Genomic DNA, 25,247 nt, shown 5'->3' on the forward strand with positions numbered 1-25,247 from the left:
CTCTCTATCGCAGAAACAGGCTCCTCAGCTACACATTTGATACTTTAAAGTTATTTCAGACAATTTATTGTTTGACAAAACCTATACATTTACCTAATCAAAAATCTAATAATTAAATGAAAAAAACTTTATTATTTTTTAGTCTCACTTTATGCTTTCTATTTAACCTTAACAGAGCTCAGACGTATCAGCTGACAGGAAATCCTGTGGTTACTACTGGGTGGGATCTTGTTTCGGCAGCCACTGTGAGCACAGACTTTATCAGATTGACACCGGATCAGACGAGTCAGTTTGGCGCTATCAAACTTTCAGAACCTATCAACCTGAAATATTGTGATAAGTGGAAAGTTGAATTTGATTTCAGAATCGACGGAAACGGAACTACTTCTTACGGAAGAGGAGACGGATTGACATTTTGGTACCTTTCTAATCCACCGGCCGGCTTTACTGCAGGTGGAGGCTTGGGGATTCCGGCAAATGCCAACGGATTGATGGTTGCATTTGATATTTTCAACAACTCTACAGAAGGACAGATGAGTAAAGTACACGTATTGTACGGAACCAACAATCTGCCTGCAGGAAATCCTAATATAGAATACAATACAACCGCTAACAGCACCTATCACTCAGCTGATCTAAATCCTACACAACCTTTCGTAGGAGCAAACTATAAGCACGTTGAAGTAAATGGTGAGACTGATCCTAACAATCCAAACAACTGGCTTATCCACATAAAAATTGACGGCGTTACCATTACCAACCAATCTTTCACTCCATCCGGCGGAGCAATTGGAATGACAACAGGATATTTTGGATTCTCATCAGCAACCGGAGCAGCAAGTGCAAGACAATCTATTAAAAATGTAAAAATATTTGTTGATAAAGTTCCCATCTTTACTAATACAATCACTCCTTATGTTTGTATTAATCCAAGTACAGGAAATGGCGCAATAAATCTTACAGCTTATGCATCACAGTTTGTAAACAATCCTGCAAACTACACGATTACTTATTACGTAACAGGAAGCGGAACGCCAATTCCAAATCCAACAAACTTCACCTACACAGGAGCAACCAACATCACTGTAATCGTAAGTGATCCTTCGGCAACCCTTTGCGACAACGGCGACGGAAGGATAGTATTAAACCCGCAACCTTTTGATGCAGTTGATGTCACACTTACAGAATGTAACAATAACAATGCAGGTGTCGGAATCTTTAATCTTGATGATGCTGCTGTAACAACTATACAAGGTGTCACGAAGCACTTTTACCCAACTTTAGCCGCGTTGAATGCCGGAACCAATGAAATTATGAACTGGCCTGCATACCCTGCAGCAAACGGAACTACAGTTTACGCACAGGTAACTACCCCTCAAGGATGTATCGATAATGCTAAAATAACCTTAAACCACTACCCTGTCGTAGTTGTAAATGATGCCATTCTCAGATCATGTTCAATTGAGACGAACCCATCAATGGGAACATTCAACTTAGCTGCGCCATCTGTAACACTACAACTGGGAACAGTAAAAAATTACTATCCATCACTTACAGATGCCATTAACGATACGAACGAAATCACACTAATCAACAATTACGTTGCGCCTACCGGAGTAGTTTATGTAAGAGTAAGTGACAATAATCAATGTTATGGAGTTGCCAAAATCACTTTACAGGTAATTCCTCCGGTATATTCTACCGTTTTGGTTGATAAAGTTATCTGTTTCGAAGACAAAACCACGCTGGATGCAGGAACAGGATTCGACGGATACGAGTGGAGCACAGGAGCAACCACACAAACCATCAGCGGAGTTGGTGTAGGAACTTACTGGGTAAAATTAAAAACTGGTGAGTGCTGGGTAACTCAGGCGGTAAAAATCTTCCCTTCTGATCAGCCTGTCATTAACTACGTTGAAATTTCAAACAATACAATTATTGTAAATGCTGCAGGAGGAACACCAGCGTATCAATATTCATTAGACAATACCAATAATTGGCAGGATTCTAACGAATTTAAAAATATCGCCCGTGGAGAATATACGATTTACGTAAGAGATGCTTATAAGTGTGAGCCAATTCAAGTTGTGGTAACTGTACCGAATCTGGTAAATGTAATCACTCCGAATGCAGATGGAATGAATGATTATATTGATTATTCAGCTTTAGGAAATAAAATCAATCTTGTCTTCAATGTTTACGACAGATACGGAGCCAAGATTCACCAGGGAGACAAAACCAATCAGTACAAATGGGACGGAACTGCCAGCGGAAGAAAAGTTCCTACCGGAAGCTACTGGTACTCTGTAACATGGACAGAAAACAACAAAAACAGAACACCGGTGAAATTCTCAGGATGGATCGTGGTGAAAAACAGAGAATAATTTTTTTTTCATACTTAATTAGCGAAGTCGCTCCTATAAAAAGGAGCGGCTTTTTTGTTTAGACAATTTCTAAATAGATATTTCGTTTAAAAGACAGTTTATTCACATTCAATTCTTAAATTTGTTATATGAATTATTTGGAAGCTTTAAGCAGAAGATATTCTGTAAAAAAATTCAACCCAGAAATGCGCATTCCTCAGGATGTGCTTTTAAATATACTCGAGTCCGGAAAGCTTGCTGCAAGCTCACAGGGACTTCAGCCGTACAGAATTTTGGTAGTGGAAAGCAGCGGTATGAAAGAAAAACTCATTCCCGCCTTTTACAATCCTTCACAGATTTCTACCTGTTCGCATCTTATTGTTTTAGTTTCAAAAAAAAATGTTGAAGAAGGGTACTTGGATGGATATTTTAAGCATATTTCAGAAGTCCGTGAGCATCCGGTGGAAAATTTAGATCTTTTCAGAAAAAGCATTACTAAACATTTCAACACACAGGAGCATGATGATATTCTCAACTGGGCAGAAAAGCAATCTTACATTGTTTTAGCCAATCTGATGTATGCAGCTGCCATTGAAAAGATCGATACTTGCCCCATGGAAGGTTTCAGACAGGATTTGATTGAAGAAATTTTAAATATTGATTCTGAAAACGAAAAAGTAACCGTGACGCTGGCTTTAGGCTACCGATCAGAGGAAGACGAGTTCCAGCACATGAAAAAAGTAAGAAAACCCAACGATAAATTGTTTAAATTTATTTAATTATTTTAGACGACTGTCTTAAAGCAAGAATATGATAAAAGCGGATGTATTAGTGATCGGTTCGGGAATTTCCGGACTTTCTTATGCCATAAAAGTTTCAGAGCAGTTTCCCGATGCCAAAATCATCATCGTCACAAAGTCTGATGAAGACGAGAGCAACACCAAATACGCTCAGGGCGGTCTGGCAGTAGTTACCGATTCTAAAAATGATAATTTCGAAAAACACATCGAAGACACCATGCGTGCCGGAGATGGAGAAAATAAAAGAGACGTTGTGGAAATGGTCGTGAGAGAGGCACCTGCAAGATTCAACGAAATCGTGGAATGGGGCGCTAATTTCGATATGAAAAACGGAGAATTTGCTTTAGGCAGAGAAGGTGGTCACACCGAAAACAGAATCGTACATCACAAAGACATTACAGGTTTTGAAATTGAAAGAGCTTTACTTCAAACCGCTAAAAGCAGTCCGAATATTGAGATTCTTGATCATCATTACGTTATCGACATCATCACCCAACATCACGTTCCCGGAAAAGAACTGAATGAAGGTGAAATCAATTGCTACGGTGCCTATATTTTAGATGAAAAATCGAAATCTATAAAAAAAATTACTTCGAAAATCACTTTAGTTGCCACTGGCGGCGCAGGACATGTTTACAAAAACACCACAAACCCAGTTATCGCAACCGGAGACGGAATTGCTTTCGTTGCGAGAGCAAAAGGTAAAGTGAGCAATATGCAGTACTATCAGTTTCATCCGACAGCTTTATTCAGCAAACTCGACGGAATGTTGTTTTTAATTTCCGAAGCAGTTCGCGGGGACGGAGCAAAACTGAGAACCAAAAAAGGCGAAAAATTCATGCACAAATATGATGAGCGTGAAGAACTGGCTTCCAGAGACATCGTTGCGAGAGCTATTGATGCCGAAATGAAAGTTACGGGAGATGAATTTGTAGGTTTGGATTGTCGCCACATGAGTCAGGAAAAATTTCTGGAACACTTCCCAAATATCTATAAAAAATGCAGAGATGAAGGAATTGATCCTTTCACACAGTTAATTCCGGTAGTTCCAGCTTGCCATTATTTAATGGGTGGAATTGATGTGGATAAAGACGGACAATCTTCTTTAAATAATTTATTCGCCGTTGGAGAATGCACCAATTCCGGACTTCACGGGGCAAACAGGCTTGCTTCTAATTCTTTACTTGAAGGTTTGGTTTTTGGACACAACGCAGCCATCAAAACCATAGAATTATTAAAAGAGAACAATTTTGATTTTGATGATTTAAAAGCTGTTCCGGAATGGAACGAAGAAGGAATGAAGATTATCGATGAAATGGTGATTGTTTCTTACCTCAGAAAACAGCTTCAGGAAATGATGAGCGACTTAGTTGGAATCGTGAGAAGCAACCGCAGATTAAAAATGGCATTGCAGAAACATGCAGAAATCGCTGCCGCTGTTGATGAAATTTACCACTACTCTATTTTATCACCTCAACTTTCAGAATTAAGAAACTTAACAACAGTTGCCCATTTGATTATCATCCAATCTATGGAAATGACTCAAAATAAAGGAGCATTCTACAATAAAGATTTAGTACAGGCATAATTGATTATTATTTAAAATTCTCAAATCGAAATTTAGAATTTCATTAAATTTTAGAGATGCTGCAAAAAAGCAATGAACAGTACATCAGCTGGATTTTAGATTTAAAACAGAAAATTCAGCAAAGCCAGATCAAAGCGGCCATTCAGGTGAATTCTGCTTTGATAGAAATGTATTGGGATTTGGGAAAGGAAATCACAGAAAGAAATTTTGAAAACACCTATGGTTCAGGCTTTTTTTCTCAGCTAAGCAAAGATTTACGTTTAGAATTTCCCGAAATAAAGGGTTTTTCTGAAAGTAATTTAAAATACTGTAAAAGATTCTATCTCTTTTATAATGAATCAAATACAATTCGTCAACAAGTTTCTGACGAATTCAGGAATGATGACAAACAAAATCGTCAACAAGCTGTTGACGATTTGAGAAATAATATTTTTCTAATTCCATGGGGTCATCACATTACTTTAATGACCAAATGCTCCACTTCAGAAGAGGCTCATTTTTACATTAGAAAAGCAATAGAAAATGGCTGGAGCCGCTCAGTTTTGCTGAATATGATTTCAGGAAAACTGATTGAAAGTCAGGGAAAAGCGATCAATAATTTTTCACACACACTTCCCGACTACGAAAGTGATCTTATCCGGGAAACATTAAAAGACCCATACATTTTCGACTTTATAAATGTTACAGAAAATTATAAAGAGAGAGAACTTGAAAATGCGTTGACGGAAAATATTTCAAAATTTTTAATCGAGCTGGGAAGCGGTTTTGCATTTGTTGGTAAACAGGTGGAAATCACTGTAGGCAATCAGTCATTTTTCATAGATTTGCTTTTTTATCATATCAAATTAAAGAGATACGTTGTCATAGAACTTAAAACAGGACATTTCGAGCCCGAATTTGCCGGAAAACTCAATTTCTACGTTACTGCTGTCGATAAACAGATGAGGGATGAAAACGACAACGCCACCGTAGGAATGATTATCTGTAAAGACAAAAATGAGATTATTGCCGAATATTCGCTTACAGATCTTCACAAACCGTTAGGAATATCTTCTTACGAACTCAAAAAAATATTACCCGAAAATTTCAAATCTCATCTTCCATCAATTGAAGAGGTTGAAAACGAACTAAAAAAATTACAATAATGAAAAGACCAGAATACGCAACAGATAAAGTTTTAAAACAATTCATCAAAAATGCTTTGGAAGAAGATATTCAGGATGGTGACCATTCTACATTGTCTACTATTCCCAAAGATCTTCAGCAGAGCGCCAAACTTTTGGTAAAAGAAAACTGCATTCTGGCCGGAGTTGAACTGGCAGAAATTATTTTTAAAACGTTTGATAAAAATTTAAAAGTAGAAAGATTCATCAGAGATGGCGAGGTGGCAAAAGTTGGTGATACAGCTTTTATTGTAACCGGAAGCGCAAGATCCATTCTCTCCACTGAAAGACTGGTACTGAACTGCATGCAGCGGATGAGCGGAATTGCGACTTTAACGCAGGATTGGGATTCCAGATTAGTGGGTTCAAAAACAAAGCTTTTAGATACCAGAAAAACAACTCCGAATTTCAGGGTTTGCGAAAAATGGGCTGTAGCAATCGGTGGCGGAACCAATCATAGATACGGCCTCTATGATATGATCATGCTCAAAGACAATCACATCGATTATAACGGCAGCATTACCAATGCAGTGAAAATGGCAAAAGATTACGTAAAAAAATCGAAGAAAAAACTTAAAATAGAAGTCGAAACCCGTAATCTTGAAGAAGTAAAAGAAGCCATCAGTGCAAAAGTTGACAGAATTATGCTTGATAACATGGATGTTGCGACAATGAAGAAAGCTGTGAAGCTGATCAACGGAGTTTGTGAAAGCGAAGCTTCAGGTGGAATTACGAGAGATCAGCTTAAGGAAATTGCATCGACCGGAGTAACGTATATCTCTGCGGGAGCCCTTACCCACTCGGCTTCCAATATAGATTTAAGCTTGAAAGCGGTTAAATAGAACATTACATTTTTAACAAAAACAACGGTATTTTGTTAAAAATTAAATAATATGATTTTTTTCACGTCCAAATTCAAAAACTTTATATTAAGCTGAAAAACAATGATTTGCATAGTATTTTGACTGATTAAAAATTAACATTGCGTTAACAATAGTTAGGAATAATTTTATGAATTTTGCACCAAATTAATTCTAACTATTACAACGATTATGAAATTAATCAACAGATCGACATTAACTGTCCTGATTACTTTATCAACGGCTAGTGTTTATTATTCACAACAGGTGAAGGATACTTTGAAAGACGATAAGTCCAGAGATATCGAAACTGTTGTAATTGCAGGTGTTGCAGATATCGCAAAGGATAGAAAAACACCGGTTGCTGTTTCAACAATAAAAGAAGCACAAATTCAGGAAAGAATAGGAAACCAGGAGCTTCCTGAGCTTCTAAACACTACACCTTCTGTATATGCTACAAAGTCTGGTGGTGGTTTTGGAGATTCAAAAATCAACATTCGTGGTTTCGCGCAGGAAAACATTGCCGTAATGGTAAATGGTATGCCGGTAAATGACATGGAGAATGGGGCTGTTTACTGGTCTAACTGGGCAGGTCTATCTGATGTTACTTCAGCAATGCAGGTTCAGAGAGGTCTTGGATCTTCTAAACTGGCAATCGCATCAGTTGGAGGAACAATCAACTATATTACAAGAGCTGCTGATAAAAGACAAGGTGGTAAAGTATCAGTAGGGGTAGCGAATGAGGGTTATTTAAAAACGGTATTTTCATACAACACAGGAAAATCTGAAAAAGGTTGGTCTTCATCATTTTTAATGGGGAGAGCAGCAGGAGCGATGTATGCTAATGGAACTGACTTTGAAGGATATAACTATTATTTTGCTTTAGGATATCAGCCAAACAAAAAGCATGATTTACAGTTTACAATCACTGGTGCTCCACAATGGCACAACCAAAGATCCACTTCTTCAACGATTCAAAATTACATCCGATACAATGCTGATCAGGATGGAACGCCTAACAGAAGATATAATGCAGATTGGGGATTTGATAGAAACGGTGACCAATTATCTAACAGAGTAAACTACTATCACAAGCCAGTAATGTCTCTTAACTGGGATTGGAAATTTAATGAAAAATCTAAATTAAACTCAGTATTTTATGCTTCTTTCGGTAGAGGTGGTGGTACTGGTGATTTAGGTAGAATCCGTACTGGTGTTGGAACAGCTACTGCTGGTGTAACTGGGTTTGTAACTCCAGAAGGTCAGATTGATTACAATGCAATTTTTACTGGGAATGCTGCAGTAGATGTAAATAATCCTGCAACAGCAACTCAAAGTACGCTTATCAGAAGATCATCTATCAACTCTCACAACTGGTTTGGTGCAATTATCAGTTTTAATCATAAGATTAATGATAATATTAACTTTACCATCGGTACTGATAACAGATATTATTATGGCTACCATTACCAGATTATATCAGATCTTTACGGAGCTTCTGGATATAAGGATAACACCAACAAAAACTTCTATACAGCGCCAGGTAACCTTTACACTGTAACTCCTAGAGTTGTTTCAAATGTATTTGCTCCTAGAGCTACAGGAAACCCGTTCGGTGGTAAATTAAATAATGGAGAAGACAAAATCGGTTACGATAACGACGGAGAAGTACTATGGTACGGAGGCTTTGGTCAGATTGAATATTCTAATGATAAGCTTTCTGCTTTTGTACAGGGAGCTGTTTCAAACCAATCATTCCAAAGAATCGATCACTTTATTATCGATGGAGTAACTTTGCTGAATGGTCAACAAGCTGGATTCAGAAACACATCTGCTGCAACAATTGCTCAACCTACAGCTGCAAATCCAGCATTAAATACTAAGACAGGATTTAAAGACATTTTAGGATACAATGTGAAAGCCGGTGCTAACTACAATATTGATGATCATCACAACGTTTACGCAAACGTAGGATATTATTCAAAACAGCCATTTTTAAATGCAGTTTATCCAAATAACAAGAATTTCCTGAATCCTAATTTGACTAACGAAAAAATCTTCGGTATCGAAGGGGGTTATGGTTTCCGTTCATCAATTTTTAATGCAAACTTAAATGTTTACAGAACTGAATGGAGAGACAGATTCCAAAGAAGAGGAGGTCTTACTCAAACTTACCCAGATCCAACAAATCCAGGAAATACTATTACAACAACTCAGGCATACTCAAACATTCAGGGAATCACTGAAATCCATCAGGGTGTTGAATTAGAACTTACTGCAAGACCTCACAGAATGCTTGAACTATTTGGTATGGTTTCTTTCAATGATTACTATTATAAAGGTAATGCGGAAGGAAATATCTTCACTGAAAACAACGAACAGATTGGATCTGATTCTCAGATACTTTATTTGGACGGTGTAAAAGTAGGAAGTTCTGCACAGACGACAATCGCTGGAGGATTTACAATCAAACCAGTTGAGTGGTTCTCATTTGATGCTACTTACAGAGGAGCAGATAAACTTTATGCAAACTTAAATGTATTGAACTTCTCAAATGAGGCATCTCAAAACAGAGGATCTCTATTATTACCTTCATTTGGATTAGTAGACTTAGGAATTTCATTTAAAGTTAAACTGAAAAACCCATCTCAATTCTTTACTTTGAGAGGAAATGTTTACAACTTGTTAGATAAAACTTACATTGCTGAATCTAACTCAAATATTCATGCAGACCTTGGTTTAAATGAATATATTGAAATCAATAAGCCTATCCAGACTACACCTTTGACAGCTGCTCAGGTTACAACTTTAACAAACAGTTACAACACGTACAAAGCTGCAGGTAATTGGAACGGTATCAGTCAGCAAAACCAGGTATACTTCGGATACGGTAGAACTTGGTCTGCAACTCTATCTTTCAACTTCTAATAAATTCACTTTTATTACATACAAAACCCGGCCTCACAGCCGGGTTTTTTTGTTATCTTTGTGCTTGAAAAATTAGAAATAAATAAACAATGGACTTTTACAAAATTTTACTCAGCGCACACAAAGGTTTTGCCTATTTGGAACTGCTTTTGGTGGCACTTTTCATTATCGCACTTTTGGCAACAATGTTCGGATTTAGCGGAAAGGTAAACAAGTTTTTAAAGAAAACGACTCTTTTCACAATGATCTTTTTCCATGTTCAGTTTTTGATTGGAATTGTTATGCTGATCATCAACTTTAGCAAAGGTTTAGATATGGGCGGAGTAATGAAGAATGCAGAACTGAGATTTCAGTATGTAGAACACCCTTTTTCTATGTTGATAGCGGCAGTTTTAATGACAATAGTAAACAAAAAAGTAAAATCAAGCGACAGAATTTCAGTACCGGTTGTGGTAATGGGACTTATTGCTGTAGCATTATTTGGATACGCATTTCCGTGGGCGAGAGTCTTCGGTGCATAATTTTATTAACTTAAATTTATTTAAACAACAATGAAAGTAGCTGTAGTAGGTTCAACAGGAATGGTTGGACAAGTTATGCTTAAAGTTCTCGAAGAGAGAAACTTCCCTGTAACAGAATTAATTCCCGTAGCTTCCGAAAGGTCTATTGGTAAACAGGTGAAGTATAAACAGGTAGATTACACTATCGTAAGCATCGACGACGCTATAGCTGCCAAACCTGATATCGCAATTTTCTCAGCCGGAGGAGATACTTCTCTGGAGTATGCTCCAAAATTTGCCGAAGCAGGAATCACCGTCATCGACAATTCTTCTGCATGGAGAATGGATCCAACTAAAAAATTAGTCGTTCCCGAAATCAATGCAGATGTCCTGACAAAAGAAGACAAGATCATTGCCAACCCAAACTGTTCTACCATTCAGTTGGTTATGGTTTTGGGACCATTAAATAAAAGATATGATCTCAAAAGGGTGATTGTTTCCACTTATCAATCTGTAACAGGAACAGGTAAAGCTGCCGTAGACCAGTTGAACGGAGAAATAACAGGAGATGATTCTGTTGACAAAGTGTATCCTTACCAGATCTTCAAAAATGCCTTGCCACACTGCGACGTATTTTCAGATGACGATTATACCAAGGAAGAAATTAAATTAATGAAAGAGCCTAAGAAAATTTTAGGTGATGATACATTCAATTTAACGGCAACTGCAGTAAGAGTTCCTGTACAGGGAGGCCATTCTGAAAGCGTAAACATCGAATTTGAAAACGAATTTGATCTCGACGAAGTAAGAAAAATCTTATCTGAAACTCCAGGAGTTGTTGTAATGGATAACGTAAAGAACAACGAATACCCAATGCCACTCTACTCAGAAGGAAAAGATGAAGTTTTCGTCGGACGAATCCGAAGAGACTCATCACAACCCAAAACGCTCAACTGCTGGATTGTCGCAGACAACCTCCGAAAAGGAGCTGCTACCAACGCAGTGCAGATTGCAGAATACCTGGTTAAAAACAACTTAGTATAAGCTAACAAAACAAAAAAGAGTCTCCGAAAGAGATTCTTTTTTTTATCGAATATTAAAGCTGTTGGCTACTAATTTGAAATTATGGCTACCTCTTTATTAAGGAGCAAAATTTTTCTGAAAAGGTTTTTAAAATTACTCCCTTTAGGGTCGGGGAAATAATTTTAAAAATCTTTTTATAACAAATTATCGTTATAATAATGATTACAAAAAAAATCAACAAAGACAAAATTGGCTTCCAAAAACTCATCGCGACTTTTGGGATTATACTTTTTGCGGGAAAAATTGTTGCCTGGAAACTCACAGATTCCGATGCTGTTTTTTCTGATGCAATGGAAAGTATCGTCAATGTCATCAGTGCTTTCATGGGTCTGTATTCCCTGTACTTAGCTTCAAAACCGAAAGACGAAGATCATCCTTACGGCCACGGGAAAGTAGAGTTCGTTACTGCTGGAATTGAAGGTGCCCTCATCGCCATTGCCGGCATCATGATTATTTACGAAGGCATCAACAGTTTGGTGACCGGCAGAATTCTGAAGAGCATCGACTGGGGAATCGCCATCATCGCTGCCACTGCTGTTATCAACTATATCTTAGGGTATATTTCCATTAAAAAAGGAGAAAAAGTAAATTCATTAGTCCTTATTTCATCCGGAAAACATTTGCAGTCCGATACTATCACGACTTTAGGTGTTGTCATCAGTTTGATTATCGTTTACTTCACCAAAATTTACTGGATTGATTCCGTGGTTGCCCTTATTTTCGGCCTCTACATTATTTTCGTAGGCTATAAAATTGTGAGAAAGTCACTTAGCGGAATTATGGATGAACAGAATCCTGAACTTCTCCAAAACATTATCGACCTTTTAGAAAAAAACAGACACACCGAGTGGATCGACATTCACAACATGAAAATCCAGCAATTCGGTTCCTCACTCCACATCGATGCGCACATCACCCTTCCCTACTACTACAGTCTCCGCGAAGCCCATCAGGAAATGGAAAAAGTGATTCTTCTCCTTGCCAAAAACACCAAAAGAACCGTAGAATTCAATTTTCATATGGATGACTGCAAGACGATCTCGTGTCCGGTTTGTCAGATTTTCGACTGCCCCGTGAGAGAATTACCTTTTGTACAGCGTGTAAAATGGACACCGGAAAACTTGACAAGTGTAGATAAACACACGGTCATTTAGTTTAAAAAACTTTTAAAACAACCAGCAATCAGCATTGATTTTTTTCAGGAGCTATTTCCAGCTCTCCGCTCATACTCCTCGCGCCAGCACATGCCACCGCTGAATCCCTCCACTTGTCCAACGCCTGCTGTGGGGTATCCGCTGCGATCTGGGCTAGGAACACGGAAGTCCTTTTTTACTCTATTTAATCTGGCGTTCAGAATAATTAAAGCTTCTATCACTTAAAAGATTGGGCTTTTATGAAGAGATACACATTGGGCTTCAGCCGAAATCTATTTTTAAGTTTTGGCTGAAGCCAGGTAACGCTCATCACATGGAACGTCGGCTAAATTGCGACGCTATTGATTTAACTCTGTAAAATTTAAACTTATAACTTAACCCGAACTCAGTTGTTTAATCATCATTTCTCATCTGCAACTGTCTACGGTAATAAAAAAGAGGAATAATAAGAAGCAGAATCAAAGGCTGTATCACAAACCTTCTTATGTAAAAAGAAAAAAGATATCCGATTTCAAATCTGTCTGAAACACAGTACAAATAGATCGGAAAAGTAATGGCAAAAATAATCGCAATTAAAATAGCTCCCTGCACCGTCCAGTTTTTATTTTTAAATATAAAATGAATGATAATACAGGACGATATTAGATTTAAAATAAATCTGAAAAGATGACTCAAAATCAATTTTAACCAGTCAAACTCGGGAAATTGGGCGTTTTTTGTAGCATCGTGAAAGTAATTCAGAAAAGGATCATAGAATAATGAATCTTCAAAAATTCTCACAGAAACAATTCCCGCGATTCCGACCAAAACCAAAAACCAGCTTACAATTTTCATTTTTTTAAAGCAAAAAATTTAATCCAGACCAGCCAAAGCACAACAACTGATCCGTAAATAATCGCCGGAAAAATATAATCATGCCCGATTTTACTGTACTGCGGATGATCTCTCACCACAATATTAAGTCCGACAATTCTCAAAACATTCATGATGTACAGGAAAACAAAACCGGCCAGCGTAAACAAAAAAGTTTTAGCACCTTTATAAAAAGCAAACACAAACGCCATAAATAAAATGATTACGGAAATCGCATTGCAGCCTTCCACCATTCTGCTGACGTATTTTTCTTTCACATAAAACCAAACCTGCTCATTCGGGACATCATTGTACAACTGCGTCACATACCCAAACTGATTCTGTAAAAAAGCCGCCTGATCTGCCACCATTCGGGAATAAGGATCGAGCCCTTCCGCCTGAAAACTGTTCAGGTAAAACTGATACGCCAAAATAAACACCACATAAATGATGATGAAACGCAGCAGAATCCCGAGTACAGGTTTAAAGTCTTTTAGCATAGCACAAAGATAAAATATTCGGTGGTAAATCGTTATATTTGTTACCTTATTATGACTCAGGAACAAGCAAAATATTTTTTCGAAAACCATTTCGGCCAACCCGCAGATGCGTGTACAGTTTTAGCTCAAAGCGGTTCTGCAAGGGTTAATTTCAAGGCTTCAAACCCAACGGGAGATTACATTATCACCTTCAACGAAAATCTTAGAGAAAACGAAGCTTTCCTTTATTTCTCTGACGTCTTCGGGAATCTGAATTTAAATACACCTGAGATTTTTGCCATTTCAGAAGACAGAAAGTTTTACATTCAGGAGTTTTTAGGAAAAAAGACTTTATCAGACATTATTGCAGAGCAAGGACTTTCGGAAAGAGTACAGAGTCTGGTAAAACAAACCCTTGAAAAGCTTTTCACACTCCAAATTAAAACTGCAGAAAAAATCGACTACACCCAAACTTTCGAATATGAAAGATATGATGAGCTTCCTGTAACACACGATCTGTACTATTTCAAAAACTTCATCGCAGACGTTCTAGACCTGGAATATCATAAATCAACCTTGCTGAAAGAGTTTAAAGAAATCGTAAAACTTATCGAAAATCTGGAGCCGAAAGGTCTGATGATCCGCGATTTTCAGGCAAGAAATATTATGGTGAATGATGAAGACAAAGTTTCATTCATTGATTATCAGTCTGCCATGAAAGGGCCGTTGATGTATGATGTGATTTCATTTTTATTTCAGGCAAAAGCCAATTTCCCTGAGAGTTTTAAAAATGAAATGCTTGATTTCTACATCAAACAGTTTGATAACGAAGAAATAAAAGCTCAACTAAAGAATTCGGTAAAACCAATTCAGCTGATGAGATTTTTACAGGTTTTGGGTGCTTACGGTTTGAGAGGATTGGTTCAGAAAAAAGCACATTTCATTTCAAGTTTAGAAAAAGGAATTCAAAACATCACAGAATTCACAGAAAACTGGAAAGAGATGACAAAATATCCTGAGTTGAAAAATGTAATTACACAACTCAATTCTGAAAAGACAAGATTAAAAATTGAAGAGATTTTGAACCTTTAAGCCTTAATTAAGAAGTTAAGAATATTAAGATGATGACAAAGAAAAGTGTTACTCAATTATCTTATGAAATCACCGGCTTGGCGATTAAAGTTCATAAGAATCTTGGGCCGGGATTACTGGAAAGTGTTTACGAAGAATGCCTAAAAATTGAACTTCTTAAAAACGGTTTCGATGTTAAACAGCAGTTATATGTTCCGATCAACTATGAGGGCGTAGAAATAAATACGAAATTAATTGTCGATTTACTGGTAAATGACTGTATCGTTTTGGAACTGAAAGCAAGTGAAGAAGTTCTACCAATCCATGAAGCACAATTACTTACTTACATGAAGGTACTTAAAAAAACTCAAGGTTTATTGATAAATTTTTTCACTACAAATATTACCAAATCATTAAAACCATTTATAAACGAATATTTCAAAATGCTTCCAGACTAAAGTTTTGATTTATCAGAACCCTTAATGAACCTTAACAACTTAACTAAGCCTTAATGGTTAATTTTAAATATAAATTATGTTACACATAGACATTCACAGTTTTTCATACAAAAAAGGAGGAATTCCAAAAGACGAATCTGGTAACGGCGGAGGTTTTACCTTCGATTGCCGCGGAATTTTGAATCCCGGAAGAGTGGAAGAATATAAAATCCAGACCGGTAACGACATCGGTGTACAGGAATATCTCGAAACAAAAACAGACATGCCTAAGTTTTTAGAACTTATAAAAAGCATGGTTTCCATCAACATCGACAATTATCTGGGCAGAGGTTTCGAAAATCTTCAGATCAATTTCGGGTGTACCGGCGGACAGCACAGATCTGTATATTCAGCCATCAAAATCGCTCATTTCATCGAAGAAAAATATGGCGAACAGGTAGAAATCAGCCTGCACCATGATGAGCAGCACCAACTTAATTATAAGTAATTTGTAATGTGCAATAAGTAATATCTTTAGCTTCGCTGTTATTACTTATATTTTTTACATTACTCATTACCAATTACTCATTACCTATATTACATGAAGGCATTAATTTTTGCAGCCGGCAGGGGAACCCGTTTGAAACCCTTTACAGATCGTCATCCAAAAGCTTTGGCAAAGGTAAATGATGTACCGCTTTTAGAAAGAAATATCAGATATCTGCAGAGTTTCGGAATCAGTGATTTTGTAATCAACGTTCATCATTTTGGTGATCAGATCGTAGATTTTTTAAAATCTAATAATAATTTTAATGCTAAAATAGAGATCTCCGACGAGTCTGAAGAACTTCTCGAAACCGGCGGTGGATTGGTCTTTGCCAAAAGATTTTTAGATCACGGTGAAGATTTTATTATTATGAACGCCGACATTCTTACAGAAATCAACATCAATGATTTGGTGGAATATCACAAAAAGATGAAAGATTTTGCTACTTTAGCAGTGTCAGATCGTGAAAGCTCACGAAAACTTCTTTTTAATGATGATTTTGTGCTTAGAGGATGGCTCAATGTACAAACTGGCGAACAGCGTTTAGCAGAATTTAATAAAGGCTTTAAACCGTTTGCATTCAGTGGAGTTCACTGCATAAATCCTGTCATTTTTGATAAAATTAAAAGAACAGGAAACTTTTCGGTGATGGAAGAGTATCTTGATCTGATGCAGACAGAGCAGATCCACGGATTTTTACATGACCGCATTCTGATCGATGTAGGAAGGCCGGAATCTGTGCTTGAAGCTGAAAAACATTTTAAATAAACACATCATTTTTTCACATATTATATTGATAATCGTGAGTTTAATTTAAAAAAGAAAAATTTTAATTATAATTTGAGACTAAAAAAGAATGGGAATTGAAGGAAGCAGGGACGAAAGTTTACAAAACCCTGAATTTGACATTAATGAAACAAAGCTACACAACAGCCTGAAAGACAAGACATGGGATGAAACCGTGACTAAGGACAGCTGGATGGTATTTAAAGTAATGGCAGAGTTCGTGAATGGTTACGAAAAAATGGCTAAAATCGGACCTTGTGTTTCTATTTTTGGTTCAGCAAGGTTACCGGTGGACAGCAAATACTACAATATGGCTGTCGAAATTGCCGAAAAGATTACGAAAATTGGTTTCGGAGTGATTACCGGTGGCGGTCCCGGAATTATGGAAGCCGGAAACAAAGGTGCTTTTAATGCCAAGGGAAAATCAATTGGTCTGAATATCGACCTGCCTTTTGAGCAGCATTTCAATCCGTACATCAACAAAATGTATTCTCTGAATTTCGATTATTTCTTTGTCCGGAAAGTGATGTTTATTAAATATTCTCAGGGATTTATTGTGATGCCGGGAGGTTTTGGCACTTTGGACGAGCTCACAGAAGCTTTAACTTTAATTCAAACCAATAAAATAGGGAAATTCCCGATTGTACTTGTTGGTTCTGAATTTTGGGGTGGTCTTCTGGACTGGTTTAAAGAAACTTTGCTTAGAGATAAAATGATTTCTGAGCCCGATCTCGATCTTTACCGTGTGGTAGACACTGCTGACGAGGCTGTTGCACATATCAAAGCCTTTTACGACAAGTATTCCGTGAACGTAAACTTCTGATTGGCACATAATTTGAGATTTTAAACCGAACACAAATGATTTAAAAATTGACTAACTGAAATGAGAAAAATTTTATATTTAACAGGATTTTTAGCTTTGTTCTCCTTGATGAGTTTCGCAGTCTTTGACTTTTACTCTTCAATGACAAAGGCAGATTATATCGAGGGTAGTAAAACATTAAAATTTACCTCAAAAATAAATACGGGCCATATTTCTGATGCCATTAAAATCAACAGAAACACAGCAGGATTTGAAGCTGAAGTAAAGAAATATGTGAATAACAATTTCGATGTGTACGTCAACGGATCACCAAAAACACTCACTTTTACAGGGAGCCAGGTGAGCGGAGAAACAGTTTGGGTATATTTTGAAGCGAATGGTGTTTCGGATGTAAATTCACTTAAAATAAAGAATACAATTTTACTCGGAGCATTTCCGAAGCAGATCAATGTAGTAAATATTGCGTACAAGGGAAATCAGCAAACAATGAATTTCCAGCGTGGCAAAGAGGTTAACGAAGTTGATTTCTAAATTTTAATTTCCCCCTTTAAAACTATAAAACCATTGAGTATTCAGTGGTTTTTTTGTGTTTAATTTGATCAAAGGCTCCGAAAAGGAAAGGTTTGTACAGCTGTGAAGGAGCTGAATCTTTTGTAGCCTAATTATTATTTCATAAATATTGAACTCCTTAGAAGTGACCCATTTAGCATCATTTTAGAAAATGATAAACATATTTCCAGGGAAGACGAACTATCACATTTTTAGATTCAAACTTAGTTTTAGAACATATTCAAAAAAGCACTTACAATAAAAAAAAACTCTTATTTCGTCGGTAGTCTGTACAAGTATGGAGACGGAAAAAAATTCAGTTAAACTTCACAAGCTTTGATTTTAAACAGATAATATACCAAAAAAAGGAACCATTCTTTCGAATGATTCCTTTTTTTATCTTAATCTTTTCTCGATTACAAAGCCTGAATGTTATCTAACTGAATTGTAGTAGATGCACCAGATGCATTACCTGAATATTCAAAAAGGATAAATCCATTTCCTGTAAGTGCAGCAGGGATATTATATGTTCCGGCTGGAGTTAATACTCCGTAAGCAGCTGCTGGAGCCTGAGGAATAGTAAAACTGGAAGTAATATCTGTTTTTGTGGCAGTAGAAATATCACCAAGTGCGGTATAGTTTGTAGTAGTATAAACTTTTAAAACATTTCCGTTAAAAAAGCCAACATTGACATCAAATTTAAACTGGCTTGCTGCAGTGAAATCTATTGGAACTGCAAAATAAGTTACATAAGCACCAGAACCCGCATTTGCTGAAAGCTGGATATATTTGTTAGCACTGAAAGTCTTTAACTGCCAGTATCTGTTTCCTACCAATGGATCATTTACAAATTTAGGATATACCTCAAGATTGGTCGCTGAATAGCTCTCAAAATTTTCTAAGAAAGCACCTGAATATGTAATTGTAGTTCCACCTTTCGGAGGAGCAGAGTCTACTCTTGTACCGGCAAAATTAAGATCTGCAGAATTTCTGATCAACATTTGCCATGTTGAATTGTATCTGCTTACCACAAATGTAGCAGAACCGTTTCCTGTAGGAAGTTTTTTAGATCCTTCATTGAAAAATCCTGAGTTTCTGATCACTACCGAATTTCCTGAAGCATCTTCAATAGTTCTGTCCGTATCTACACCTGCACCTCCTACATAGTCAATAAAACTTTTTGGAGTAGGGAAAAGATCTCCTGTGGTAAATTGAGCTGAAGGAACTTTTACCAACATATTAATGTATTGCTCGTTTTTAGCTGCGTTGATATCAGCTAATTCAAGAGGCTTAATTGTAGCTACTTCAAGACCATTTCCGTTGCAGACACCAGCGATATATTTGCTTAAAAGTGATGCCGGAATTCTACCGATGTTGTAAGTAGGATCTACAGAACCTATTTTCACTGTTCCTCTATCCAGACCTAGTCTAAGCCCTCTTGCATTGATTCTTACATGAGCACCAACAGGAAAATCTGCATAATTGCTTGATCTGTCTACTTCCATAGAAATACCTGCGGTAGGATTTTCAGCTTTATCCTGAATAGAAATTGTTTTATAGAAATTTCCGCTTTCGTCAGAAGACACTACATAACCGTCGAAAATTTTGTCATCTGCAATCAACAGATATCCAGAAGTTGGCGCTAATGATTTAAATGCTGCCAAAGTGGTATTGGTTGTAGGGAATTTATTTTCACAATTGATAGGAGGTGTTTCCCACTCATCTTTTTGTGTACAAGAAGTAATAGCAATTGCAGATAATGCAACACCTGTTACCAGACTTAAGTATTTTTTTATATTCATTGTAGTAATTTTTAAGATAATTAATGTTAGAATCTAAACTGTAAATTTACAAAATATGATCTTCCCTGTGTGTACCAGTATTTTGGTGCAAACAAAGTAAATTCTCTGCTGTAATCCTGCTGGAAAGTGTCATATTTCGAGTATCGAACCTGCTCAAATCCACCAGTGATGTATTTTGTATTATCAAATACGTTGTTTACTGAAGCAGAAATAAGAACATAGTATTTTCCAATAATCCATGATTTACCTGCATTTACATTGAAGAAATGTGCAGACGGAAGTTTGTTCGGCTGCAAAACAGTTCTCAACTGATCTTGGGTAAGATTATTGAAAGGAGTTCCAAAATCGCCCTGAACAAAAGACTCTGTACGAACCAAGGCTGCAGGATCAATGTAATTATCATCAAGGAAATTCCAGTTGGCACCTATCCAGTAGTATTTAGGTGAGTTATATCTTAAACCTAATGAATAAGCCTGTTGTGGTGTACCTCCCTGTCTGTAATCTTTAATATACGCTTTACCCAAATTGGTATAAGAAAGTCCGTTTGAGAATGCACCTACTGCGTCAGAAGCAAAATATGTTGTAGGATTGTTCTGATAAGTGTATTCACCATAACTTGCAACCCCCTGTAAAGATAGTGTTGGGAAAACTTTTACATCAATACCAAATTCCCCACCCATATTTCTTCTCTTCACATCAGTCATTACCTGTGTTACAAATGCACTCTGAACGTTTGTCGCATTACCGTCTGCATCTACACCAGCCAATGGAATACCATCTGCAAAGAATCTCTGCACAGTAGTTTCATTTTCAGTATTAACCAGGAAACCTGTCAGTCTCATTTTAACAAAAGGTGTAGCTACCACATAACTCAAATCGTTAGCATTTACGACTGTACTCTTGATATTCGGAGCTACAGAGCCATTTACTCTTGGGTTGAAGAATAAATCTTCCAAGAAAGGAGCCTGATTGTACATTGCACCGTTATAAACGAAGAAGTTTCTTCCGTTTAGTCTGTAGATTGCCTGTGCTTTCAAACCAAAATTCACGAAATTGTAGTTTTTACCTTTTCCGTAAGAATCATTATATAAGTAATGCTTGAAAAGACCTTCTCTGCTTGAAGAAGAATATCCTGCCAATGCAGAAACAAATACATCAAACTTTCCTGAAGTAAATTTAAAACCAGGATTTACTTTAAATTCCTGTCTTCTGAAAATATAATCGTAGGTCATTTTATCACCTACTTTTTTCGTAACGTTATCATCAAGCTCGTTAAACAATCCTGATTTTCCCGGCTGATTTGTAGCTGCAAAAGGATCTCTGTTTAAAACGAAATCTGCACCTAAAAGATCATTTACCTCTCTGTATTGCTCAGTACGGTAATTCTGATAAGAAACGTTTAAGATAAATTTTGAAGTGTCATTAAAGTTGTGCGTCAGGTGGGTTGCAGCATTGAAGATTTTATCGTCACTTACATCGTTTACCATGTAGTACAAAGCTCTTCTGCCCATTTGTCCATAGTAATTCTTTGGAGCTTGATCCAAATTTCTTCTGTAAAGTCTGTCCCAGTTAAGCTGAGTGATATTGGCATCACCATTCTGCCATGCATTCAAAGATGTTGTAAATGCCTGCTGTGCTGTTGTACCATCAGTACCTCCAGGAATTGGAACCGATGCATCCGGATTTAAGAAATCATAATAACTTGGTAGGTTTCTGTAATATGTCGGCGAAGGATTCTGAACATTCTGCCAGTCTAAACGTGAACCTTTATCTTTTCCAAACTGATAAGACACTGAAGTCCAAAGATTGGTTTTAGGAGTAATTTTCCAGAAATCCTGAAGTTGCAGAATCGGCTGGAAGCCTCTTCTTACTCTTTCACTTCTCTGCTCACCATTCTGATAACCCCAGTAAGAGTTATAATGAACTCCTCTGTAATTATAAACTTCCTGTGTGCTCGGGCTCGAAGTTGATCTTCGGTAAGGCGCACCAATGAAGTTGAAAGTCATGGTATGCTTATCATTAAATTTCTTCTCAATTCCAAGATAGGCGCCGTAAGCATCATAGAAAGTACCTTCCTGAATTCCTTCTTCGGCCCATCTTCTTGCACCCATTATAGTGAATGCCCAACCTTTTTTGCTCATCCCTGAAGTATATCTCAAAGAAAAACGGTTTCTGTAGTTTCTGTTGGTAATAGAATAAGTTCCCTGAAAGCCTTTTCTGTATTCGCTTGCTTTGGTATTCTTATAAATTACAGAAGAATTTCCACCGAAGGCATATTCTGATGGAGCGTGATTCTGAGAAATTTCAGGGTATCTTGTAATTTCATTAAGACCACCCCAGTTTCCGAAATCTACGTTTCCGTTATCAGATTTTACCATAGAAACTCCATTCAACATATTTTCACCCAATCTGCCATCAATTCCCCTTGGTCTGAACCAATAGAAACCTAAATCAAAAGAAGCAATTCTGCTGAAAACATCCTGCGAAGACTGTAAAAGCCCTACAGTAGATGCCTGGCTGTTTGAATCTTCATCATCATCACTGTCGATGATTGCCAATCCCTGATCTGCACCTGTAAGAGCAGAACCAAGAACCATAACACCTAAATCTTTTCTTTTTTCATCACTGGTCACATCAAAATCAACTACCTTAGTTTCATAGTTAGGTTTTGTAATGACCATTTGATAATGTCCCGGCATAAGGTCTACAAATTGGAAATATCCAATTTTGTCTGCTGTTACATCATTTTCATTTCCTTTAAGATCTACTTCCGCTTTTTCGACAGGCTTACCATCGGCATCTTTCAGATATGCATAGACTGTGGTCTGTGCATAATAGTAGGATGCAGGAAGTAAAGTAAATAAAGAGATTAATGATAGTTTTTTAAACATGTATATACTTTTTTAATACTTTCTAGCTAATTCTCAAGAAGTTAAAAACTTTTGGGGGCACAAATTTAATTAAATTATTTATTTAAAAATTATTTTAATGTTACTTTTTCTTAACATTGTTAAATTTTAATAATACAGTATACCTTGTCATAAAAATTTGCGGTATAAATTTACAAATATTTAAAACGCAGTGTTTTAAAATAATTTAAATTTGCACATTAATTAAACGTAATATCTATAATGAAAAAATCATTGAGCATACTAATGCTTGTAATTACAGCCTTTAGTTTTGCACAGCAGGGAAAGCTTAGAAAAGTTGCTACAGTAGGTTTTCTAAACGTAGAAAACCTTTGGGACACCATAAAATCTGCAGATTATATTGATGGAACGAAAGACATAAAAAATCCTGCTTTTCACCGCAGCATTCCTTTGGACAGCATAAAATTTCTTGAATCAGAAAAATATGAAGGCGTTTGGAATGACGAATCTTTGAAAGGAAAAAAAGCAGTACGCTACCAAAGTGGAGCAGATGAATTTACACCTTCAAGCGGAAAAAATTATAACACAAAAGTCTATAAGCAGAAATTAGCCAATGAAGCCAAAGTAATTGCTGAACTGGGAGCACAATATACCAAAACAGCTCCTGCTGTTGTAGGTCTTATTGAAGTCGAAAACCGTCAGGTTATCGAAGATTTGGTAAAACACCCTACTTTAGCTAAATTTGATTACGGAATTGTACATTATAACTCGTATGACTACAGAGGAATTGATGTTGCATTAATTTATCAGAAGAAAAGATTTAAAGTAACCAATTCACTTAAAAAAGAACTTAAAGTTTTTAATGAAGAAGGAAAAAGAGAATACACAAGAGACATTCTTGTTGTAAGCGGACTTTTAGACAACGAGAAAATCACCGTTTTTATGAATCACTGGCCATCAAGAAGAGGTGGCGAGGCAGCTTCACTTCCAAAAAGAAATGCAGCAGCACAATTACTTAAAAAGCAAATGGACAGTGTAAGAGCGGAAGATCCTACCGTAAAACTTTTTGCAATGGGCGATTTCAACGACGATCCGGTCAGTTCAAGTTTAAAAAACAATCTGAAAGCCCAGGCTAACATAAAAGATTTAAGTGACAGCACACCTTATCTGAATTTAATGTATCCTTTATATAAAAAAGGTGTGGCATCACTGGCGTATCAGGATGCACCCAATTTATTTGATCAGATTATCGTATCTCAAAACGTTGTTTCAAAAGAAGTAACCAAAGAATACTCTGTATACAAAACCGAGGTATTTGCGCCACCCTATTTAGTCAATAAAGAAGGAAATTACCGCGGTTACCCGTTCCGCTCTTGGAACGGAGACCAATTTACAGGAGGCTACAGTGATCACTTTCCTGCATTTGTAGTTCTTCAAAAGGAACCATAACAAAACTCAACTTACAGCATAAAAGGCACTCTTATTGGAGTGCCTTATTTGTTTAATACAATCACAATGAAAAACTTAGTTATAATATTCATCCTTACACTTTTTCCAATGCTTAATCATGCCCAGAAAAAGCCACAGAAAGATGAAGAAGAAGCAGTAATGAAACCGGAAAAAAATGACGATGGAGAATGGGAACTCACCGTAATTGATACCCAATATGATTATTTTTTAAACGCTATCGCACAACCCATTTCGCAGTACTCTGAAAGTTATCTCAAAAGCAGAAACACCTTCCTGGTCACAGAATGGAATTCCTATTTTACATCAGGCCGTTACAGAAACGTTATAGAATCATCGATACAGTATGATCCTTCCGAAAAATACTGTATAAAGTTCGAGTACAGACTTTATCAGGTTTTCGCCTACGTCCAATGGAAATATGGATTAAAAATGAATGGCTTGGGTGCTCGTGACTCCACGAGATTTTAAACTTACACTCTTTTTTTCTCAGGAGCTTTTTCCTGCTATCCGCTGTATCTTTTTTGTCGCCGGCCCTTTATAAAAATTTAGAAAAATTATTCCAGACAAAAAAGGATGCCGCTGCTATCAGGGCTATGGGATTTCGTTTACCGGAAAAGCGTATCTAAAAACAAACTTACAGCCAGAATAATTGGTAATGAGTAATGAGTAATCAGTAATGAGCAATAGGTAATAAATCATAAATGATGTTTGATGATTTATACTTGAATAAGCCTAATCAGCATCTATCGCCTTTAAACCAGACCGATGTATATGGTATTGGTTTATTAAAACTGCCGGAATCTATAACCCGCATCCCTCAAATCCCACCTTAACCCTTAACCTTAACCTTAACCTTAACCTTAACCTTAACCTTAACCTTACCCCCGTATCCGTACCGAATGTTAAACGTTCAACCCTATATCTTGAACTTTGAATTTTAAATATAGAATCTTGCATTTATTGCAAAAAAAAGTCTCATACAAATGAATGTATGAGACTTTTAAATAAAAACTGGCGGCGACCTACTCTCCCGCTTTCGCAGTACCATCGGCGCTGGTGGGCTTAACTTCTGTGTTCGGAATGGGAACAGGTGAGCCCCACCGCTAAAACCACCCTAAAGGC

Annotated in this window: 21 protein-coding genes and 1 rRNA gene; 17 read left to right on the plus strand and 5 right to left on the minus strand. The window is 36.9% G+C overall.

Going from position 1 to position 25,247, the window contains the following annotated elements:
- Positions 1 to 116: 116 nt before the first annotated feature.
- The 9 genes from IC610_RS18275 to IC610_RS18315 all read left to right on the plus strand — a co-directional run bounded on the left by IC610_RS18275 (position 117) and on the right by IC610_RS18315 (position 12,439).
- Positions 117 to 2,384: a T9SS type B sorting domain-containing protein gene (locus tag IC610_RS18275; RefSeq protein ID WP_191738129.1), complete on the plus strand. Its 2,268-nt coding sequence runs from the start codon at positions 117 to 119 to the stop codon at positions 2,382 to 2,384.
- A gap of 128 nt (positions 2,385 to 2,512) precedes the next feature.
- Positions 2,513 to 3,142: an NAD(P)H-dependent oxidoreductase gene (locus tag IC610_RS18280; protein ID WP_191738130.1), complete on the plus strand. Its 630-nt coding sequence runs from the start codon at positions 2,513 to 2,515 to the stop codon at positions 3,140 to 3,142.
- Between the two features lie 31 nt (positions 3,143 to 3,173).
- On the plus strand, positions 3,174 to 4,751 hold the full coding sequence (gene nadB / locus IC610_RS18285) for an L-aspartate oxidase (protein WP_191738131.1): 1,578 nt from the start codon (positions 3,174 to 3,176) through the stop codon (positions 4,749 to 4,751).
- A 56-nt stretch (positions 4,752 to 4,807) separates the two neighbouring features.
- Positions 4,808 to 5,896 (plus strand): PDDEXK nuclease domain-containing protein, encoded by a 1,089-nt coding sequence (locus tag IC610_RS18290; protein ID WP_191738132.1) that lies wholly within the window; start codon positions 4,808 to 4,810, stop codon positions 5,894 to 5,896.
- Entirely contained in the window at positions 5,896 to 6,756 is an 861-nt protein-coding gene (gene nadC, locus IC610_RS18295; protein ID WP_056074589.1) for a carboxylating nicotinate-nucleotide diphosphorylase, read from the plus strand. Before IC610_RS18290 ends, nadC begins: the two co-directional genes overlap by 1 nt.
- Before the next feature lie 210 nt (positions 6,757 to 6,966).
- A complete protein-coding gene (locus IC610_RS18300) occupies positions 6,967 to 9,702 on the plus strand; it encodes a TonB-dependent receptor (protein WP_056074590.1) in 2,736 nt (911 codons plus the stop codon).
- Positions 9,703 to 9,791: 89 nt separating this feature from the next.
- Positions 9,792 to 10,223 carry a hypothetical protein gene (locus IC610_RS18305; RefSeq protein ID WP_191738133.1) on the plus strand — a complete coding sequence of 144 codons (432 nt, stop codon included), beginning with the start codon at positions 9,792 to 9,794 and terminating at the stop codon, positions 10,221 to 10,223.
- A 30-nt stretch (positions 10,224 to 10,253) separates the two neighbouring features.
- Positions 10,254 to 11,246 carry an aspartate-semialdehyde dehydrogenase gene (locus IC610_RS18310; RefSeq protein WP_191738134.1) on the plus strand — a complete coding sequence of 331 codons (993 nt, stop codon included), beginning with the start codon at positions 10,254 to 10,256 and terminating at the stop codon, positions 11,244 to 11,246.
- A 197-nt stretch (positions 11,247 to 11,443) separates the two neighbouring features.
- Positions 11,444 to 12,439, plus strand: a complete 996-nt coding sequence (locus tag IC610_RS18315; protein ID WP_191738135.1) for a cation diffusion facilitator family transporter — start codon at positions 11,444 to 11,446, stop codon at positions 12,437 to 12,439.
- A 393-nt stretch (positions 12,440 to 12,832) separates the two neighbouring features.
- Here IC610_RS18315 and IC610_RS18320 read toward each other — a convergent pair whose 3' ends face one another.
- Together IC610_RS18320 and xrtF are read right to left on the minus strand one after the other, a co-directional pair.
- Positions 12,833 to 13,273 (minus strand): exosortase F system-associated membrane protein, encoded by a 441-nt coding sequence (locus IC610_RS18320; RefSeq protein ID WP_191738136.1) that lies wholly within the window; start codon positions 13,271 to 13,273, stop codon positions 12,833 to 12,835.
- Positions 13,270 to 13,791: an exosortase family protein XrtF gene (xrtF, locus tag IC610_RS18325; RefSeq protein ID WP_191738137.1), complete on the minus strand. Its 522-nt coding sequence runs from the start codon at positions 13,789 to 13,791 to the stop codon at positions 13,270 to 13,272. Before xrtF ends, IC610_RS18320 begins: the two co-directional genes overlap by 4 nt.
- A gap of 51 nt (positions 13,792 to 13,842) precedes the next feature.
- Between xrtF and IC610_RS18330 the strand changes: the two genes are divergently transcribed.
- From IC610_RS18330 to IC610_RS18355, 6 genes are all read left to right on the plus strand, one after another.
- Entirely contained in the window at positions 13,843 to 14,862 is a 1,020-nt protein-coding gene (locus tag IC610_RS18330; protein ID WP_191738138.1) for an aminoglycoside phosphotransferase family protein, read from the plus strand.
- A gap of 32 nt (positions 14,863 to 14,894) precedes the next feature.
- Positions 14,895 to 15,299 (plus strand): GxxExxY protein, encoded by a 405-nt coding sequence (locus IC610_RS18335; RefSeq protein WP_191738148.1) that lies wholly within the window; start codon positions 14,895 to 14,897, stop codon positions 15,297 to 15,299.
- 76 nt (positions 15,300 to 15,375) lie between these two features.
- On the plus strand, positions 15,376 to 15,786 hold the full coding sequence (locus IC610_RS18340; protein ID WP_056074601.1) for a RapZ C-terminal domain-containing protein: 411 nt from the start codon (positions 15,376 to 15,378) through the stop codon (positions 15,784 to 15,786).
- A gap of 93 nt (positions 15,787 to 15,879) precedes the next feature.
- A complete protein-coding gene (locus tag IC610_RS18345; RefSeq protein WP_191738139.1) occupies positions 15,880 to 16,593 on the plus strand; it encodes a nucleotidyltransferase family protein in 714 nt (237 codons plus the stop codon).
- A gap of 88 nt (positions 16,594 to 16,681) precedes the next feature.
- The gene (locus IC610_RS18350) at positions 16,682 to 17,434 is read left to right on the plus strand and encodes an LOG family protein (protein ID WP_191738140.1); all 753 of its coding nucleotides are present in this window, start codon (positions 16,682 to 16,684) and stop codon (positions 17,432 to 17,434) included.
- A gap of 60 nt (positions 17,435 to 17,494) precedes the next feature.
- Positions 17,495 to 17,965: a DUF6702 family protein gene (locus IC610_RS18355; protein ID WP_191738141.1), complete on the plus strand. Its 471-nt coding sequence runs from the start codon at positions 17,495 to 17,497 to the stop codon at positions 17,963 to 17,965.
- A gap of 434 nt (positions 17,966 to 18,399) precedes the next feature.
- Here the strand turns inward: IC610_RS18355 and IC610_RS18360 are convergent, their stop codons facing one another.
- Positions 18,400 to 19,785, minus strand: a complete 1,386-nt coding sequence (locus IC610_RS18360; protein WP_191738142.1) for a DUF5689 domain-containing protein — start codon at positions 19,783 to 19,785, stop codon at positions 18,400 to 18,402.
- Positions 19,786 to 19,811: 26 nt separating this feature from the next.
- Entirely contained in the window at positions 19,812 to 22,676 is a 2,865-nt protein-coding gene (locus tag IC610_RS18365; RefSeq protein ID WP_191738143.1) for a carboxypeptidase-like regulatory domain-containing protein, read from the minus strand.
- A 240-nt stretch (positions 22,677 to 22,916) separates the two neighbouring features.
- Here IC610_RS18365 and IC610_RS18370 point away from each other — a divergent pair, with 240 nt between their 5' ends.
- Both IC610_RS18370 and IC610_RS18375 read left to right on the plus strand, forming a co-directional pair.
- Entirely contained in the window at positions 22,917 to 24,104 is a 1,188-nt protein-coding gene (locus tag IC610_RS18370) for an endonuclease/exonuclease/phosphatase family protein (RefSeq protein ID WP_191738144.1), read from the plus strand.
- A 66-nt stretch (positions 24,105 to 24,170) separates the two neighbouring features.
- The gene (locus IC610_RS18375) at positions 24,171 to 24,593 is read left to right on the plus strand and encodes a DUF6146 family protein (RefSeq protein ID WP_191738145.1); all 423 of its coding nucleotides are present in this window, start codon (positions 24,171 to 24,173) and stop codon (positions 24,591 to 24,593) included.
- A 541-nt stretch (positions 24,594 to 25,134) separates the two neighbouring features.
- Here the strand turns inward: IC610_RS18375 and rrf are convergent.
- Positions 25,135 to 25,242: ribosomal RNA gene (gene rrf, locus IC610_RS18380) — 5S ribosomal RNA — on the minus strand.
- Positions 25,243 to 25,247 lie beyond the last annotated feature (5 nt).

The organism is Chryseobacterium caseinilyticum, from assembly GCF_014837145.1.
Classification (GTDB): domain Bacteria; phylum Bacteroidota; class Bacteroidia; order Flavobacteriales; family Weeksellaceae; genus Chryseobacterium; species Chryseobacterium caseinilyticum.